Origin of the sequence: Leptospira jelokensis (genome assembly GCF_004769635.1) — a bacterium.
Taxonomy (GTDB): domain Bacteria; phylum Spirochaetota; class Leptospiria; order Leptospirales; family Leptospiraceae; genus Leptospira_A; species Leptospira_A jelokensis.
The window spans coordinates 106,206-124,157 of record NZ_RQGH01000011.1 but is presented as its reverse complement, the minus strand read 5'-3'; the positions used below and the strand labels follow the sequence as shown (position 1 = coordinate 124,157).

At 39.9% G+C, this 17,952-nt stretch carries 15 protein-coding genes, 1 other RNA gene and 1 pseudogene; 12 read left to right on the top strand and 5 right to left on the bottom strand.

What is annotated here, in order from left to right; genetic code table 11:
• Position 1 precedes the first annotated feature (1 nt).
• The 4 genes from EHQ62_RS05075 to EHQ62_RS05060 all read left to right on the top strand — a co-directional run bounded on the left by EHQ62_RS05075 (position 2) and on the right by EHQ62_RS05060 (position 4,007).
• Entirely contained in the window at positions 2–1,066 is a 1,065-nt protein-coding gene (locus EHQ62_RS05075; protein WP_135641134.1) for a sulfate/molybdate ABC transporter ATP-binding protein, read from the top strand.
• Between the two features lie 68 nt (positions 1,067–1,134).
• Complete coding sequence (locus EHQ62_RS05070) at positions 1,135–1,860, top strand: phosphoadenylyl-sulfate reductase (protein WP_135641133.1); 726 nt, start codon at positions 1,135–1,137, stop codon at positions 1,858–1,860.
• A 6-nt stretch (positions 1,861–1,866) separates the two neighbouring features.
• The gene (gene cysD / locus EHQ62_RS05065; RefSeq protein ID WP_135641132.1) at positions 1,867–2,775 is read left to right on the top strand and encodes a sulfate adenylyltransferase subunit CysD; all 909 of its coding nucleotides are present in this window, start codon (positions 1,867–1,869) and stop codon (positions 2,773–2,775) included.
• Positions 2,775–4,007, top strand: a complete 1,233-nt coding sequence (locus tag EHQ62_RS05060) for a sulfate adenylyltransferase subunit 1 (RefSeq protein ID WP_135641131.1) — start codon at positions 2,775–2,777, stop codon at positions 4,005–4,007. Before cysD ends, EHQ62_RS05060 begins: the two co-directional genes overlap by 1 nt.
• A gap of 533 nt (positions 4,008–4,540) precedes the next feature.
• Here EHQ62_RS05060 and EHQ62_RS05055 read toward each other — a convergent pair.
• Together EHQ62_RS05055 and EHQ62_RS05050 are read right to left on the bottom strand one after the other, a co-directional pair.
• Entirely contained in the window at positions 4,541–6,208 is a 1,668-nt protein-coding gene (locus EHQ62_RS05055; protein WP_135641130.1) for an NADPH-dependent assimilatory sulfite reductase hemoprotein subunit, read from the bottom strand.
• 7 nt (positions 6,209–6,215) lie between these two features.
• Complete coding sequence (locus tag EHQ62_RS05050) at positions 6,216–7,979, bottom strand: diflavin oxidoreductase (RefSeq protein ID WP_135641129.1); 1,764 nt, start codon at positions 7,977–7,979, stop codon at positions 6,216–6,218.
• Between the two features lie 164 nt (positions 7,980–8,143).
• Here EHQ62_RS05050 and cobA point away from each other — a divergent pair, with 164 nt between their 5' ends.
• Both cobA and EHQ62_RS05040 read left to right on the top strand, forming a co-directional pair.
• On the top strand, positions 8,144–8,938 hold the full coding sequence (gene cobA / locus EHQ62_RS05045) for a uroporphyrinogen-III C-methyltransferase (RefSeq protein ID WP_135641128.1): 795 nt from the start codon (positions 8,144–8,146) through the stop codon (positions 8,936–8,938).
• Positions 8,935–9,528: a precorrin-2 dehydrogenase/sirohydrochlorin ferrochelatase family protein gene (locus tag EHQ62_RS05040; protein WP_135641127.1), complete on the top strand. Its 594-nt coding sequence runs from the start codon at positions 8,935–8,937 to the stop codon at positions 9,526–9,528. Before cobA ends, EHQ62_RS05040 begins: the two co-directional genes overlap by 4 nt.
• A gap of 3 nt (positions 9,529–9,531) precedes the next feature.
• Here the strand turns inward: EHQ62_RS05040 and EHQ62_RS05035 are convergent, their stop codons facing one another.
• The gene (locus EHQ62_RS05035; RefSeq protein WP_208720624.1) at positions 9,532–10,131 is read right to left on the bottom strand and encodes an LBF_1134 family protein; all 600 of its coding nucleotides are present in this window, start codon (positions 10,129–10,131) and stop codon (positions 9,532–9,534) included.
• Here EHQ62_RS05035 and EHQ62_RS18810 point away from each other — a divergent pair.
• A pseudogene (locus tag EHQ62_RS18810) lies at positions 10,109–10,564 on the top strand (nuclease-related domain-containing protein); the annotation flags it as partial. The gene EHQ62_RS05035 and the pseudogene EHQ62_RS18810 sit on opposite strands and share 23 nt — an antisense overlap.
• A 1,151-nt stretch (positions 10,565–11,715) precedes the next feature.
• Here EHQ62_RS18810 and rnpB read toward each other — a convergent pair.
• An RNA gene (gene rnpB / locus EHQ62_RS05025) (RNase P RNA component class A) lies at positions 11,716–12,064 on the bottom strand.
• Positions 12,065–12,169: 105 nt separating this feature from the next.
• Here rnpB and EHQ62_RS05020 point away from each other — a divergent pair.
• Positions 12,170–12,616, top strand: coding sequence for an LEPBI_I1174 family sigma 54-regulated protein (locus EHQ62_RS05020; protein WP_135641126.1), 447 nt, complete (start codon positions 12,170–12,172; stop codon positions 12,614–12,616).
• Positions 12,617–12,830: 214 nt separating this feature from the next.
• On the opposite strand, the gene msrB is transcribed toward EHQ62_RS05020, so the two are convergent.
• Positions 12,831–13,211: a peptide-methionine (R)-S-oxide reductase MsrB gene (gene msrB / locus EHQ62_RS05015; protein ID WP_135641125.1), complete on the bottom strand. Its 381-nt coding sequence runs from the start codon at positions 13,209–13,211 to the stop codon at positions 12,831–12,833.
• Positions 13,212–13,320: 109 nt separating this feature from the next.
• Here msrB and EHQ62_RS05010 point away from each other — a divergent pair, with 109 nt between their 5' ends.
• The 4 genes from EHQ62_RS05010 to hemL are packed head-to-tail and all read left to right on the top strand — an operon-like array spanning position 13,321 to position 17,951.
• The gene (locus tag EHQ62_RS05010) at positions 13,321–14,199 is read left to right on the top strand and encodes a glutamyl-tRNA reductase (protein ID WP_135641124.1); all 879 of its coding nucleotides are present in this window, start codon (positions 13,321–13,323) and stop codon (positions 14,197–14,199) included.
• Complete coding sequence (hemC, locus tag EHQ62_RS05005; protein WP_135641123.1) at positions 14,192–15,727, top strand: hydroxymethylbilane synthase; 1,536 nt, start codon at positions 14,192–14,194, stop codon at positions 15,725–15,727. The genes EHQ62_RS05010 and hemC overlap by 8 nt, the downstream gene beginning before the upstream one ends.
• Positions 15,724–16,677 carry a porphobilinogen synthase gene (gene hemB / locus EHQ62_RS05000; RefSeq protein ID WP_135641122.1) on the top strand — a complete coding sequence of 318 codons (954 nt, stop codon included), beginning with the start codon at positions 15,724–15,726 and terminating at the stop codon, positions 16,675–16,677. Before hemC ends, hemB begins: the two co-directional genes overlap by 4 nt.
• Entirely contained in the window at positions 16,674–17,951 is a 1,278-nt protein-coding gene (gene hemL / locus EHQ62_RS04995) for a glutamate-1-semialdehyde 2,1-aminomutase (RefSeq protein ID WP_135641121.1), read from the top strand. The genes hemB and hemL overlap by 4 nt, the downstream gene beginning before the upstream one ends.
• Position 17,952 lies beyond the last annotated feature (1 nt).

Here is a 17,952-nt window from a genome sequence, read left to right as displayed (position 1 = left end):
TATGCCAATCGAAATACAAAATGTAAACAAAACCTTTGGATCCTTTACTGCCTTAAAAGATGTCAACTTATCCATCCCAGATGGAGAACTGGTTGCACTGCTTGGTCCTTCGGGATCGGGTAAAACAACCTTACTTCGGATCATTGCAGGTCTTGAAGAACCTTCATCGGGGTCTGTGAATTTTGTCGGCGAACAGTTGTCATCTTCCAAAATCCAAAATGGGGAAGTTGGATTTGTATTCCAACACTATGCCCTCTTTCGCCATATGACAATCGCTGAAAACATTGCCTTTGGTTTGGAAGTTCGTCCTAAAAAAACTCGGCCTTCCAAAAAGGAAATCCAAGAAAAAATCGCAAAACTCCTCACACTCATCCAACTAGAAAAATTTCACAACCGTTACCCTCACGAACTCTCAGGTGGACAAAGGCAAAGGGTGGCACTTGCCCGTGCTCTTGCCATCGAACCTAAGTTTCTCCTCCTCGATGAACCATTTGGAGCACTTGATGCCAAGGTTAGGAAAGAATTACGCAATTGGTTGCGTAGGCTTCACGATGAGATCCATATCACTAGTGTTTTTGTCACCCATGACCAAGAAGAAGCACTTGAGGTGAGTGATCGGATTGTGATCCTAAACCAAGGCCAATTGGAACAAGTGGGAAGTCCGGATGAAGTGTACAACAAACCCAAGTCTCCTTTCGTCTTTCACTTCTTAGGTGATGTGAATTTATTCCATGGTCGAATTGAAGAAGGAAAAACCAAAATTGGGAATTTGGCTCTTGAAACATCGGAGCACCAAAACATAAAAGAGTCCGATGCCGTTGCTTATGTGCGTCCCTATGATGTGGAAATTGTTCGGGAAAAAGACCAAGGGATCGCTGCCGAGATCCAATACATCCATTCGACAGGAAGGAATGTGCGTGTGGAACTGAAACGGGTGGATACGGGCACCCTCATCGAGTCCGTTCTCGAACAGGAAACCTATAAATACCTAAATTTACTCCCAGGGGAAACCGTTTACCTACGGATCAAAAAAGCAAAAGTTTACGTAGAAGACTTCTCTATCTAATAATTTCCGCTAATATACTTTACAAATCGTCCAATATACAAAACATTGGATGCTAGGACGGGATAAAAATGGGAAATTTGGAAGTTTTGACAGAATCTTACGCCAATCTATCGATTGCCGATGGCCTAAAAAAATTGAGCGCCGAATTCCCGGGAAAAGTGGTGTTCACCACAAGTTTCGGACTGGAAGACCAAGCCATTACCCATGCCATCTTAAGTGAATCCATCCCCATTCGCATTGCCACTCTTGATACAGGACGACTTTTCCAAGAAACCTATGATGTTTGGCAAAAAACAAACATCCGTTATGGGGCAAAAATTGAAACATATTTCCCAAACGCTAAAGAGATCCAAAATTTTACCAATGAAAATGGTCCTAATGCCTTTTACGATTCACAGGACTTACGAAAAGAGTGTTGTCGGATTCGTAAACTGGTCCCTCTTGATTCCATCTTACAAGGAATGGAAATTTGGGTGACGGGACTACGAAAAGAACAATCAGGATTTCGCACCGAGATGTCTTTGTTTGAATCCGATCCAGGAAGGAATTTAATCAAATACCAACCACTACTGAATTGGAGTTTTGAAACAACTTGGCAATACATCCGCGAACACAATGTACCATATAACGTATTACATGACAAAGGCTTTCCAAGTATCGGTTGTGCCCCGTGTACCCGAGCCATTGAACCAGGGGAAGACTTTCGTGCTGGTAGATGGTGGTGGGAACAAGAATCAAAGAAGGAATGTGGGTTACATTGGGTAGATGGAAAACTCACACCAAAAAAAGGATAATCAAATATGAATCACACCCATCGTCTCTCTCATTTGGACCAGTTAGAATCAGAAGCCATTTATATCTTACGAGAAGTGGCAGCCCAATTTGAAAGGCCTGCTTTATTATTTTCTGGTGGTAAGGATTCCATTTGTTTGGTTCACCTTGCTCTCAAAGCCTTTCGTCCAGGTAAATTTCCTTTTCCCCTCGTTCACATTGACACGGGGCATAACTTTGATGAGGCGCTCAAATTTCGAGATGACTTGGCTGAAAAAATTGGCGAAAAGTTAATTGTTCGTTATGTTCAAGATTCTATCGACCAAGGAAAAGCCGTTGAAGAAAAAGGAAAGTTTCCAAGTCGCAATGCCATCCAAGCAGTAACACTACTTGATACGATCGCCGAATTCAAATTTGATGCTTGTATCGGTGGGGCACGTCGGGATGAAGAAAAAGCAAGAGCCAAAGAACGAATATTTTCTGTTCGAGATGAATTTGGATCTTGGGATCCCAAACTACAACGCCCAGAACTTTGGAATATCTATAATGGAAAAATCCATGTAGGCGAAAATGTCCGTGTGTTTCCAATTAGTAACTGGACGGAACTTGATGTTTGGGAATACATCCGAAAAGAAAAGATTGACCTTCCTTCCTTATACTTCTCACACCAAAGAGAAATTGTTTGGCGAGAGGAATTGGTCTTTCCTGTTTCAAAATTTATCAGTTTAGACAATACCGACAAGGTGGAAACAAGGACGGTTCGGTTTCGCACAGTTGGTGATATGACTTGTACAGCTGCCGTCGAATCAGAAGCAAATTCAGTAGATGATATCATTCGAGAAATCCAAGTTTCACGCACCACAGAAAGAGGTTCACGTTTGGATGACAAACGTTCCGAAGCGGCGATGGAAGAAAGAAAAAAAGGTGGGTATTTTTAATGGACATTTTACGATTTATTACAGCTGGAAGTGTGGACGATGGAAAATCGACTCTCATCGGACGATTGTTATACGATAGCAAATCTATTTTCCAAGACCAATTGGAAGCCATTGAACGTGCAGGCCAAGTGAATGGACAAATCAACTTAGCCCTTCTCACAGATGGACTTAAAGCCGAAAGAGAACAAGGCATTACCATAGATGTGGCGTATAAATACTTTTCCACACCTAAACGTAAATTCATCATAGCTGATGCTCCAGGACATGTGCAGTATACGAGAAATATGGTAACGGGTGCATCCAACTCAGACCTTGCGATCATTCTCATTGATGCAAGAAAAGGTGTGATCGAACAAACCTACAGACATTCCTACATCGTTTCATTATTACGTTTACCCTATGTTGTTGTATGTGTGAACAAAATGGATCTAGTGGATTTTTCAGAAGAAGTATTTTTAAACATTCAAAAACAGTATCTAGAATTTGCAAAAGACTTAGATCTAAAGTCCATCCATTTCTTACCGATCTCCGCCTTAAATGGCGACAATGTTGTAGAGCCATCTGCTTCGATGCCATGGTGGAAGGGAAAATCCTTACTCCATTTTTTAGAAGAAATCGAAATCCATACCGAAGAGGAGTCGCCTGCTCCGAGATTCCCAGTTCAAAATGTGATTCGACCACAAACAACAGAATACCATGATTACAGAGGTTATGCGGGCCAAATTAGAAGTGGTCACTTCACCGTTGGAGATTCCATAACCGTTTTACCGAGTGGGCTCACTTCCAAAATCAAAGCCATTGATACCTTTGATGGCCCTCTCGAAACAGCATATGCTCCGATGTCTGTAACCATTCGTTTAGAAGACGAAATTGATGTGAGCCGAGGAGATATGCTCGTTGTGACAGGGAAAGAACCAACCATCTCCCAAGATTTAGAAGCACATATTTGTTGGATGGACCAAAAGGTGATGGCACCAGGATCCAAATACCTCCTTCGTCAAACCACGAATGCAGTAAAAGTTTCGGTTCGTTCCTTGGAATACCGAGTGGAAACAAGCACCCACGAAAAAAAAGAACAAACCAATCTTGGTCTGAATGAAATTGGAAAGGTTACCCTTCGCACGGCAAAACCCGTTGCTTACGACCCTTACAGTAAAATCAGAGGTACAGGGAGTTTTGTTTTGGTGGATGAAGGTACAAACCAAACCGTTGCGGCAGGTATGTTATTGTAGAGGATTGGATTCGAATATAGAATCAAATTCAATTTCACATAATGTTTCAGCATTTCTTAAATAGGCCAATTGTATTGGTCTATTTTTCTGTTTTGATTCGGTCTCTATTAGTTGCTGGTTCGTTCCCCGTCTCGGAATTCCCAGCGGGTGGATTTGCGATGATTTTGAATCTGTTCGTGTATTTCTGTTTCTCTCTGGTATTTCAAATTTGGTCATCAATCTTAATTTGTAGATTTTTATGCAGAAAACATAAAAGTGAGTTTCAATCCAAATTCCTAAATCTTTATCTTTCTTTAGGGATACCTGTCCACCTTTGCATTTTTTTCCTTTCCTGGCCGAATCCAAATCCCGGTTTTTATTCTGCTTCAACAGATTTGATCATTTATTCGATTGATCGCATATCACAGAAAAACCATTCGAATGATAAATGATACAATTTCATAATCCTAAAGGAAAAGAGAATACCATAGTTAGGCATCATAAAATCCAATGGCCGATTTTCACAGACCATTGTTTATTTTTTGTTTTGAATCCTAATTCAGAATCCCAATTCGATTGATGTAATCTCCAAACGATTCTTTTCCATTTCGTTCTTTCGAGTATTTTCCAAATAGTCCATCTAACTCTTGCAAAATGGCCGACTCATCCAAATCTTCTTTGTATTTTTTGTTCAGTCTGTAACCTTCCGCATCGGCACCTAAATGGAGGTTGTACTTTCCATACGATGTTCCCACAAGTCCAATTTCGGAAATGTATGGCCTTGCACATCCATTGGGACAACCTGTCATACGAATGGAAATTGGTTCCGAAGCCAGACCATGTTTGGAAAGGATGGGTTCAATTTTATCAATCAAACTTGGTAAGTAACGTTGTGCTTCGGCTAGTGCCAAAGAACAAGTGTTCAATGCCACACATGCAATCGAGTTTTTTCTGATCGGAGATACTTCTGCTGTTTTTCTATGGACACCGAATTTCACTAAAATGGATTCAATCAGGTCTTTATCTTTAGGAAAGATATCAGACAAAATCAAGTTTTGGTTACAAGTGAATCGGAACGTGGCACGCCTTGTTTTAGAAACTTCTAGTAGCGCTGTTTTTAGATTGTATCCGTGTTCATCACAAACCCTTCCATTTTCAACAAATACGGTATAATGCCAGTTTCCTGCCGCATCTTGTTTCCAACCAAAATCATCTGACCTTTGAGTGAATTGAAAATCCTTTGTTGGTTCAAAACTAATTCCTGCACGTTTTTCCACTTCTCGTTTGTAAAATTCAACACCTAACCGGTCTAATGTGTATTTCAAACGAGATAACTTTCGGTCTTCCCGATTTCCAAAATCCCTTTGGACGGTTACAATTTCATACACAACTTTGAGTATGTCTTTTTTAGGAATGAAACCAAAAACTGTTCCTACTCTCGGGTAAGTATCAGGATTCCCATGAGTGGTTCCGAGTCCTCCACCAACTGCAACATTAAAACCTAATAGTTGCCCATTTTCAATGATGGCAATGAGCCCAATGTCATTGGTGAATAGATCCACATCGTTGTAAGGTGGGATTGCAATTGCAATTTTGAATTTTCGAGGCAGGTAAACGTCCTTATACAAAGGATCTTCTGGTTCTTCTTTTTCTGCGATTAGATTTTCATCTAACCAAATTTCATAATAGGCTCTTGTTTTAGGAAGGAGAGAACGACTGATTTCCCCCGCATAACCAAACACTTCCTTGTGGAGTGGGCTTGCCGCTGGATTCGATGTACAGGTTACGTTTCGATTTACATCACCACAAGCTGCGATAGAATCTAAAAATACAGAATCAAAGGCCTTGATTGTCGGTTTGATTTTGGATTTTAAAATCCCATGGAGTTGGACTGTTTGTCTTGTTGTGATTTTGATCGTTCCAGTGGAATTTTCACCAGCTACATTATGCAAGGCTTCCCAGTGAACAGGACCAATCATCCCACCTGGAATCCGAAGGCGGATCATAAAGGAATACAATCGCTCAAGTTTCTTTAACGCCCGTTCATCCCTTCTATCCCGATCATCTTGTTGGTACATCCCATGGAATTTGAGCAATAATTGGTCATCGGATCGTAAAGAACCAGTGTGTTCGTCTTTTAAACTATCTGCGAGTGTACCACGAAGGCCACGGCTTAGTCTTTTTACCTTTTCAGCGAGTGTTTCTTTTTTAGTTTCTGCCATGATTTCCTCAGTAAACGTCCTTGATGTAACGGCCAGATTCTTCTAATTCTTTTAAATATTCAGAAGCTTCTTTTCCAGTGTCAAAAGTTCTATCCGCTAAAATTTCGACCAATTTGCGATCCACATCTTTACTCATTGGATCTTTGGAACCACAAAGGTAAATGACTGCACCATTTTCGATCCATTTCAAAAGTTCCACTGCATTTTCCCCTAAACGGTCTTGGACGTATACCTTCTGTTTGGTGTCACGAGAAAATGCTGTATTCAATTTATGCAATACACCAGTATCCATAAGTTCCAATAACTCTGTTTGGTAATAGAAATCGGAAACAAAGTTTCGTTCTCCAAAAAATAACCAATTTTTTCCATTTCCACCAGACTGTTCTCTTTCAAATAAAAAACTGCGGAATGGTGCAATCCCTGTTCCTGGCCCAATCATAATGATATCGGTATCAGGACTTGGCAATCGAAACGAATTGTTTCGTTGGATGAAAAATGGAACCTTGTCTCCTTCTTTGAGTGTTGCCAAATAACCAGAGCAAAAACCTGATTTTAAACCTGTGAAGGTTTCTATTTCTACTTCTGCTACTGTTAGGTGGACTTCCTCTTCCCCATGAGCCGAAGGACTCGAGGCAATGGAATAATACCTAGGCACGATTGGTTCTAAAATATCGATAAGGGATTGTATTTCTAATTTTGATTCGGCAGGGTATAATGTTAAAAGTACATCTAAATCCAATTTTCCTGAAGGAATCTCTTTTTTTGAAAGTGTCACATACTTTTGGATCACTCGGTCTGGTAAAAACCGAATGGAAACTTTTTTTTGGAGCAAATCATACAACATCCAGGTTTCCCCTTTGTATGTTACTCGTGTTTCTCGATCCGCTTCCAATAATCCTAATATTCGATTGACTTCGTCTTCTCGGTTGTATGCGAGAAATCCTGCACTATCTCCAGGCAAATAATCGACAGGGACTGAGGATTTAATTTCAATATGCCTTGTTGATTTCGTTGCCCCAATATCATTTAACACAAGATTGGTGACAACTGTCCCTTCATATACAACTTTACCACCAGAACTTGGTTTTGGTGTAGTCGTTTGTGATGGTTTGGAAACTTGTGTGGTCGCTGTTTTTGAAATTGTATTCAATTTGGAAATGAGTTCAGTCATCCAAGGTTTGGAAACGATTTCAAAATCAACATCACATTTTCCAAGTTCATGGATTCGCTCTGCTCCGAGTTTTTCTAGCATTGAGTCCACATCAATTCCCGTTTGGCAAAATAGTGGGTAACTTGTATCACCTAACCCGAGAACGGCGAATTTTACTTTTGATAAGGAATCTTTTGTTTCCGATAAAATTTGGATAAAAGGTTTTGCCGCCTGCGGAGGTTCACCATCTCCATGAGTGGAAACAACAACAAAAAGGTATTCTTCTTCTTTTAAGTCTTTTGCTTTATAGGTATCAGTGCTTTTTAATTTGGCCTGGACACCGAGTTCTTTTAACTTTTTGACAAGTTCAGTTCCCAGTTTTTTCGAATTCCCCGTTTCTGTTCCATACACCACACTGCATTGGATGGGTGCGGCTTTTAAATTGCCATGGGAAGGATCATTGGAGGAGATGCTAACAGGTGGGCTCAAAGAAACATCCACACTGCCACCAATGCTTGCCTGGGTGAGGGCAGAAAGGTAACCCGACATCCATACCCATTCGTCTTTTGTGGATTCTTTTAGTAATTGTAAAAATCGATTGCGTTTCTCATCGGATAACATAAAAACCTATGCTTGTGTTGGATTCCAGTAAAACATCCAAAAAGTCTTATAAATTGAATCTTTTCCTAAGGATAGAGACGAGTAAACTAAAAAAATGGAGATTTTGTAGAAATAATTAGCCAATCACTTGACTATTTCTAGCAGAATTGCAAGGTATAACAGATATGTCCTCCAATAAGACAGAACAGGGCTTTGTGAGTTTCGTAAGTGGTGGCCCAGGCCCCGTTGACCTACTCACGCTCCGTGGAAAATCTCGGATCGAATCCGCCGAGGTCATTTTGTACGATGCCCTACTGGATCCAAGTTTTCTCTCCATCTTCCCTGAGTCTGCCCAAATCCTCTATGTGGGAAAACGTGCGAAAGAACACTACCGAACACAATCTGAAATCAATTCTCTCCTCGTGGAATTTGCCACCCAAGGCAAACGAGTCGTAAGACTAAAAGGTGGTGACGCTTCCATCTTTGGTAGGTTATCCGAAGAAATCCAAAGTTTAGAATCGTTTGGCATTGATTATGAAGTTGTTCCTGGTGTGAGTTCGGTAACTGCAGGAGCTTCGGACCTGGGTATCTCACTCACCGTACGCGGGTTAGCTCGACAAATCATCATCCTCGATGGGCATACCATTTTAGAAGATGAACGCAGTTGGATGGGAATGGAAAATTTTCCAGGCACAATTGTTATCCTTATGGGAAGCCAAAAAACAAAAGAACTTGCTGAAAGACTCATCCAGAAAGGAGTTTCAGAAAACACTCCCATTGTCCTTTCAGAAAATGTTGGAAAGAGTAATGTCACTCATACAGTTTCCACTCTCGCAAATACGATGTTAAACGGCATAGAAAAACAATCAAAAGGACCAGGAATCTTATATGTAGGTGAGGTGTTCCGTTCCCTTTTGCAAGGGGAAAGGTTAGTCCTAGAGGAAGTCCCGTCTCCCTCCTCCATTTTGGAATCTCTATGACCCCTAAAAAGTACCCCATCTTTCTCAATTTAGAAGGAAGGAAAATCCTCATCGTGGGAGGAGGAAGTGCTTGCCTTGAAAAATTAATGGGATTGGAGCACACTGGGGCGAACCTCCACTTGATTTCTTTGGAATATAGCGATGAGGTGATTCGTTTTTTAGAAAGATACCCACAAATCAAAAGGGAAACGCGCGCGGTAATCGAGGAAGATTTAAATCATAGAGACATTATCTTTTTAGCCACAAGTGATCCAGAAACAAACCAAAGGTTTCGGACTTTAGCCAAAAACAAAGGCATATGGGTGAATTCTGTAGATGATCCTAAAAATTGTGATTTTTATTCTTCTTCCACAGTGACAGTTGGCCCTATCCAGTTTGCGATTTCCACCGATGGAATGTTTGCCGGTGTTTCTTCTACACTTCGCAAATTATTTGAAGAAGTTTTACCAGAAGAAGACCACGAACTTTTGGAAACCATTTTTATCATGAGAAGGAATTTAAAGGAATTACTTCCCAACCAAGAAGAAAGACGAAAGGTCTTAAAAGGTATCATCCAAAAATTAAATTCTGAATACTTTCATAAACCTTAAACATCATTCTGGAAAAATTTGAACAATCGTTAACGGATGTTCGCCTGCCCAAATCGAATGTAATGGAATGTTCACAACCATCTTGTCTTTACTATCAAGGCGCACTGTCCACTCACCCGCCGTTCTTGGCTCTGAAAATTTTACATTTTTTATGGAATAAGGGAATTGGATTTCGAATTGGATGAATTCCACAAGGGTATTAAATCGCAATAGGTCATCTCGTAACTTCGCTTCCGCTAAAATCGAACTGATCTCTTCTGGGTTGATTTCCAGGGCTTTTAAAAGCGGAGAGTTCTTACTTGTATCAATGGCAAGTTGGATCTGAATCGCATCTTCTTCCGTAAATTGAATGAAACGAAACCCAGGAGGAGACATTTGGGTAAAATTTCCAAATTGGTATGACCTTTCTTTGAAGGTAACCACAACTTCCCCTGTATCTTTGATACCTGAACCTAAAAAATTTCCTTTTTGTTTCTTTGTGATCGTTTTTTGGTAAATGACCAAGTCACCTGAGTGATCGGGTTTGATCTTTATTTTGATATTCCCACCTGCGCAGGCACAAAACAATAGGCAGAAAAATATGGTTTGTGGTATCCGTTTCATATCGCCATTAGATGAAACAAAGCGAAGATTACAGAACAAAAAAATGATTTATCCCAAACAGTTTCATGGAAAAACGAGAGACATCTCACTCGAATCCCATTATTACCACCGTTTTTCTAAGGAAATCCAACTCCCTTGCAATATCTATTATTCACTCACCCTGATCACACCTGATGTTCCGATGAGGGAAATTGATTTTCTTGTGGTATCACCTTATGGAGTGATCACCATCGAATTAAAAAATGGGAAGTGGAGGCAAAAAAAAGGAGATTGGGAATTTTACAATGTTCGCGCTAGGGATTGGGAACCTGTTACCGGAAAATCGTATAAAAATCCAATTGAACAAGTCACCACACAACGAGAAATCATACGCGAATTTTTTAAAAACCACAACCAACTTGTGGATTTGTTTCCAAAAGAATATTACGATAGTGCAATTTTCTTTTTAAAAAATGAACGAAAAGAATTCCACCTACCCAATGACCAAAATTTATTTGTTTTTGGCGGCAAAGAAGTAGGAGATGAAACTAGTTTAAACGATATTTTAGAATCTATCTTTTATCGTAGCGGAAGAGAACCATTACCAGAATCTGTTCTTGTCAAAGCCCACGAAATCATCAAAAAAAATCTAAACTTTTTCCAAACCTTTCGATCTCACAAAGAAAAAGAAGAAGAGAATTTATTGTTTTTTACAAAAGAACAATTTTCTCTTGTACAAGGTATTACCAAATATTCGCATAATTTAATTTACGGAAGTCCCGGATCTGGTAAGTCCATCTTGTGTGGGGAACTTGCTTTGCAGTATGCAAGGAAAGGAAAAAAAGTTTTATTATGGCAAGGTGCAAAAGCATTATACGAAATTTGGAAGGAAGAACTCTCCCAAATCCCTGAAAAAAACAACATCGAATTGATTTCAAGGTTGAATGAAATCAACCATAACCACATCGACATTCTCATTGCAGATGGTATCGAAGAGATACTCCATGAGGCAGTCCTTTCAGATATAAAATTGTATCTCTCTCCACTCTTTTGGGAACAAAAAGAATGGATTCTCTTTGTTTCGAGAAGATTGAAGTACACCTCAACTCCATTCTTAGATTATTTACAATCATTGCCTGTCCACATTTGGGATATCAAACGAAACATTCGTAATTCTCCAGAAATTCTGGCATTTGCAAACACCTTACTGAATGACTTTTCAGAATCACCTGTACAAAATAATTTGTCGGACATCCAATTCATCAAAACAGATGAAGATCTAACAGACCAAATTCGATGGTGTTATGGTTATGCAAAAAAAGTATTAGAGATCGAAAATGATGAAATTGTTGTTTTGTATCAGTCAGAAGAATCGATCCAAAAATATGGTTTAAAACAATTTTTAGAAGAAAACCAAATGCGCCATTATTCGTGCGTAGATTTTGCGGGTATGGAAGAAACATGTGGAATTTTGATAGGTTTTGAAAACTGGAACCTTAATGAAACCAAAACGATATTGGCAGAAACCATTTTAAAGATCAGAAGTTTGGTTTGTGTTTTCTATCCACCTAACGAAGAAGATGTAATCCAAACCATTTTAAAAAAAGGTGACTCTGGCCCGTAAGCCGGATTCTGTTTTAGGCGATCATTTATCTAATGCTCTCTACCCACAACCTGGCGGGACAGGCTCATAACGGTTGTTTACTTGAGATTGCACATCGGAGGGTTTACCGGCCATTGTTTTTACAAACAAGGCGGTGGGCTCTTACCCCACCATTTCACCCTTACCCACTCACGTAGGCGGTATCCTTTCTGTTGCACTTTCCGTCCCCTCCTTGCCATTGCTAACAAGGAAAAGCCCAAGCATTACTTGGTCCGATTGTCCCCTAGTGTCCGGACTTTCCTCCCCCTTCCTTCCAGAGGGAAAGAAAAAGGCGATCGCTCGGCCAGAGTCTCTTTCATGGAATCTTAGAATCCTGCACCGTCGAGGAGTATTTCGAAACTTTGGCACAATTTATGCAATTTAAACAATGAATTGAAAACGGCAAGGACCCAACGTATGAAGATTACCTATTTTGCATTATTTTTAATCATTTCCAGTGGTTTAGTGGCAGAACCTAGTTTAGACCAATCAGTTTCAGAAATCCTCGACCAAACTCGTTTGTCACGAATTCCGACCGTCATCACCCAATTAGAAGAACGATCCCAGAAAAAAGTAGAATCAGGGGACTATACCGGTGCGAGAGAGGATTTGAAAAAAGCCATTTTACTCAAACAATCCATTGGCATGAAAGAATCGGAAGGCAATGCCCAGTTGTTATTCCAGATGGCCAACTTGGAAACAAAATTAGGACATAGTTGTGATGCCCTCCACTACACTTCCCTAGCCAAACAAATTGTGAAAAAGGTGAGCCTTCGTTCCGACGATTCAAAGATTTCTCAAAACCGAGGTGGTTCTATTGGGAAGTGGGAATCCTGTGAAGAAATTTCATGGTTACAAGAATAAGGCTGCAATCCATTCAATAGAACCTCGTTACAACAGAAATCATTCGCGAAAGAGGATCTTTTCACGCACTAAAAAACTCTTCGCGGTAAAAGATTCTCCGAAATCAAAGCATTCCTTTGCATTTCATTTTACCTCCCATTGGATTTTAAAGGGAGGGAAAATCTTACCAAATCCATTGTTTCTTTACTGCAAATTAGTTCCCTCTATTTTGTTTCTATTCTGATTTTTGAAATTTGAGAGAAGCAGAATTCACACAATACCGGAGTCCCGTAGGTTTTGGTCCATCTGGGAAAACATGTCCTAAATGAGCCCCACAATTTTGGCACATGATTTCAGTTCGGACCATGCCATGTGTTTTGTCTGTTTCAGTGGCAATCACATCGGATCTCACTGGTTCATAATAACTTGGCCAACCACTACCGGAATCATATTTGGAATCAGAAGAAAACAATGCCTCACCACAACAGACACAAAGGTAGGTTCCTTTTTCTTTGTGTGCATAGTATTCGCCAGTAAACGGCCGTTCGGTGCCTTTTTCTCTAGTCACTTGGTATTGTAATGGCGTGAGAGTTTCTTTCCAATTTTGTTTTTCCATCCTCATTCTCCTTTTAGTAATTGAGATTTAGTATCAATATCACATTTTATTTTTTTAGGAACTGACAATCTTGTGACAGTTACGAGATTGTATTTGATAGAATAAAATTATGTGGTCAAACCTGATTCTACTCCATGCAACGGATCCCAAAACGCAAATCTTAGACGATTCTCGCGTTGAGGTGTGGCAGACATGCCAAAGGACACTTGCCTTCACGGACAAGAGGATCTTTCCCATGGAAGAGGAAAACAAAAGGTTTTTTGATGGTTGGGAAGTTTACCAAGGCTACGATGCCTATCGCTTTTTATTGGAAGTGGTAGCGGGTTTACGTTCCAAACTTTTTGGGGAATCGGAAATCCAGGCACAGTTTCGAGATCGTTTCCGCGAAGAAAATACCAATGGTTCCAACTTTGCTCTTTCTCTCCTCAGACTCCGCGACCAAATCTTAGAACAGACAAAACAAATCCGTTCCAAATACCTGACTGGGATTGGAAGGCAAACTTACGGTAGTGTCACCGAGTCCTATTTACAAAATCACAAAGAAGTCACTCTGCTTGGAACGGGAAAACTTGTGGATTCGATATTGCCATACCTTGTTTCCAAACAAAAACAAGTTAAACTCATTGGTAGAAACCAAAACCGTTTATTAGAACTTAACCAACTCTACCCAAACATCACGACCTACCATTGGGAAGATTACCAACCAAAAAACGAAGCGATTGTCATTGCTTCAAGTTTTTTACCGTTTAACTGGGATGAGATGATCCGATCCGCATCCATCATACTCGACTTTCGAGAAAACTCTGGAACATATACTGGATACAACCATTACATTCCACTTTCCCAAATCCTCAATGACCTACAAGAAACAGATGAACAGATCCAGACTGTAAAAATGGACTTACAATACTTTCTTACGGAACTCACAAGGGAAAGGGAGGAAGAACAATTGCATATCTTAAATGGATGGGAAGACTTACTTGTCTGAAACAATTAAAATAGGAGGTAGGTCCTCTCTACTTTCTCGTATTCAAATTCACACTGTAACCAATGCTCTAAAAGAAAAAAACAAAAACCTTCAGTTTGAAACTTTTTTTCGTGAATCATCGGGTGACAAAGATCTAACAATCCCACTTTGGCAATTTGCTGGACAAGGGATATTTACCAAAGATTTACAAAAAGACTTACTCAATCAGAAAGTTGATATCGTCATCCATTCCTTTAAAGATATGGACTTAAAAGAAAGAAAGGACACAATTCTCATTCCAGTTTTGCCAAGAGAAGATGTAAGAGATGTTTTACTTTTTAAAAAAAACAAATGGATCAATCTACCGAATGAAATCACGATTTTAACTTCCTCACCAAGAAGGGAATACCATATCAAAGAATTTCTTAAAAATTATTTTCCTACACCCATCAGTAATTTTGAAATCAAAATCGAATCAGTTCGTGGCAATATCCAAACGAGACTTCGAAAGTATTTAGACCATGAATCGGGAGGCATCCTTGTTGCAAAAGCTGCCTTAGATCGAATTCTAAATTTCCAAGACAAAGAGAACCAATTACCAGAACTTAAAGAAACCAAACAACTCATCCGCGATACTTTAAATGTATCCTTATTTATGGTTTTACCTTCTTCCATTTTCCCAAGTGCTCCCGCACAAGGTGCGTTATGCGCTGAAATCAGAAAAGATGACAAACACCTCGAATCCATACTAAAAGAAATCTCAGACGAAGAATCAGTTCTCACTGCTATGGAAGAGAGAAAAATTTTATCGAAGTATGGCGGAGGATGCCACCAAAAAATAGGTGTAACGGTTTTAGAGAGGGATTATGGCAAAATCACGTTTGTTCGTGGTATAACTGAAGATGGGAAGGTATTACAAACGAAAGAACTATCAGGAAGTCCAAACCTGTCCTTTTCAAAAGAAGAAGTCTGGCCACCTAATGCGAAAATGGCGGCAAGACAACGTGAAAGATTAACCTATTCAATTCCTAAAGATGTTGATGTATTCGTATCGCGTGGTTATGCATTTCCATTGGATTTGTCAGTCAACCCAAGTAACCAAATCCTATGGTCAGCAGGACTATCTACATGGAAGGACTTGGCACTCCGTGGGTTTTGGGTGAATGGAACTTGTGATGGACTCGGTGAAAGTGAACCTCCAGAAATAGACGTTATCCTTGGTCGAAAACCAAATTTTGTGAAACTCACACATATGGATTCAGATAAAAATTCAAGTGTGTATCCCGTGATTCCAACTTATTTTGTATCTGCTCCTGAAATTCCGATCCCCTTTGATCCATCCAAAATCAAAGCCGCCTACTGGAGGAGTGGATCTGAATTTGATATCGTTACCAAAAGATACCCTGAACTATTGAATGTAGTCCATTTTGTGGGACCTGGCTCCACATTCCGAAAAATAAAACATGCGCTAGGTGAAGAGGGTTCAAAAAACAAAGTTTTTGTATCCTTATCATTTGAATCTTGGGTGGAAAGGTACATCAAACCATGAAAAAACATACTCTACGTTTACGTTCCAATCAGTTCCTTCGCCATTTGAGTGAGTCCGGTTCCTTAAATGCAAATAAAATGATCCAACCACTTTTCCTTGTGGAAGGGCTCACAGAAAAAGAACCAATCAAAGGTTTACCTGATGTGTATCGCGAAACAAACAAATCCATCTTCACTCAGATTGAATCTGATTTAAAATCAGGTGTGTCTCAATTTTTATTATTTATGGTTCCTAGTGCTAAGTCAGATACAAATTTTTCAAAAGAGTTTTACCAAACCAATATCAGTGCCATAAAAAAAGAATTTCCGGAAATGTTTTTATGGTTAGATACTTGTATTTGTTCGGTCACAACTACAGGGCATTGTTGCCATTTCCATCCACAAGGGACGATTGATTTGCAATTAACATTAAAACGATTGTCAGAACTTGCTTTGATTTATGCGGATGCAGGAGCTGATGGAATTGCACCAAGTGATATGATGGATGGCAGAGTCGCTTCGCATAGAAAGATCTTAGATGATAACAGCCATTCACATGTTCCCATCATGAGTTATTCAACTAAATTTAAAAGTAATTTTTACGGACCTTTCCGAGGTGCTGCTGACTCCTCACCACAGTTTGGTGACAGGAGTGGATACCAATTGGATGTGAGAGATAGAGACACAGCCATTCACACTTCGATCCGCGATAAAGAAGAGGGTGCTGATCTTTTAATGGTGAAACCTGGTATGACAGCGATTGATTTAATTGGCCCAATCAAAGAAAAAACTGGTCTTCCCACTGGAGCATACCAAGTGAGTGGCGAATATGCAAGCCTTGTGTATTTAGCCAAAGAAGGATTTTTAAATTTTGAAGATGGATTAAAAGAAACTTGGGATGTGTTTCGAAGAGCAGGATCCTCTTTTCTCATCACATATGGTGCAAGGATTGCACAAAGGATGTATGCATGAATTCGGAAGATCTATTCCAAAGATCGAAATTAGTTGTTCCAGGTGGGGTACATAGCCCTGTTCGTTCTTTTTCTTCAGTAGGTGGCACACCTATCTTTTTTAAAGAAGCAAACGGCGCCTATCTCACGTCAGTTGAAGGAAAACATTATATTGATTATTGTTTGAGTTTTGGACCACTTTTATTTGGCCATCGCCATCCAGAGATACAAGAAGTGGTAGAAGACACAGTAAGGAAAGCTTGGTCTTTTGGTGCTTGTGAACCTTACTCCCTTGAACTTGCCGAATTCATTACAGAAAGAATCCCATGGGTAGAAAAAATACGATTTGTGAATTCCGGCACAGAGGCAGTGATGAGTGCACTTCGCGTTGCAAGAGCCGCAACGGGACGAAATAAAATCTTAAAATTTGATGGCTGCTACCACGGCCACCTCGACCAACTTTTAGTTAAATCTGGATCTGGCCTTGCAGGTTTAAGTTCAAGTGATAGCAAAGGCATTGGTCCTGAAATCATCCAAAACACTTTGGTCCTTCCGCTTGACGATGAATCAAAACTGGAAGAGTTGTTTCAAAGAGAAGGATCGAATATTGCTTGTTTGGCGATTGAACCTTTACCTGCAAATTATGGCCTACTCCCACAAAGAATTGAATTTTTAAAAAAATGCCGCGAGTTAACTACGAAGTATGGAGTGCTTTTATTATTTGATGAAGTGATTTCTGGATTTCGTGTTTCCTTCCAAGGGATGGCAGGGATCACAGGCATTGAACCCGATCTTGTATGTTATGGAAAAATCATTGGTGGTGGTTTCCCCGTTGGAGCGTATGCAGGAAAACGTGAGTATATGGATCTTGTGGCTCCGAGTGGACCAGTTTACCAAGCAGGAACATTATCAGCAAATCCGATTGGTATGCGAGCTGGACTAAAAACTCTCACCAAAGCTTGGACGGAAAACCCATACCCAAATTTGGAAAAGGCAACCAAACAGTTAACAGATGGAATTTTGAATCTTTTATCTCAATCCGGTGATTCGAATTGGGAAGCTGTCAACTTTGGAAGTTTGTTTTGGCTGAAAGGAAAAACCGAGAAAGCAATTAGAACCATTTCCGAAATTCCAAATACACATAAATCAAACTTTGCAACCCTTTTCCATAAACTCCTAAAACAAGGTGTATATCTGGCACCTAGCGGATACGAGGTGGGATTTCTATCATCAGCACACACCAAAGAAATTATCGATCTCACTCTTGAAAAAACAAAACAAGCATTACAGGGCTAAA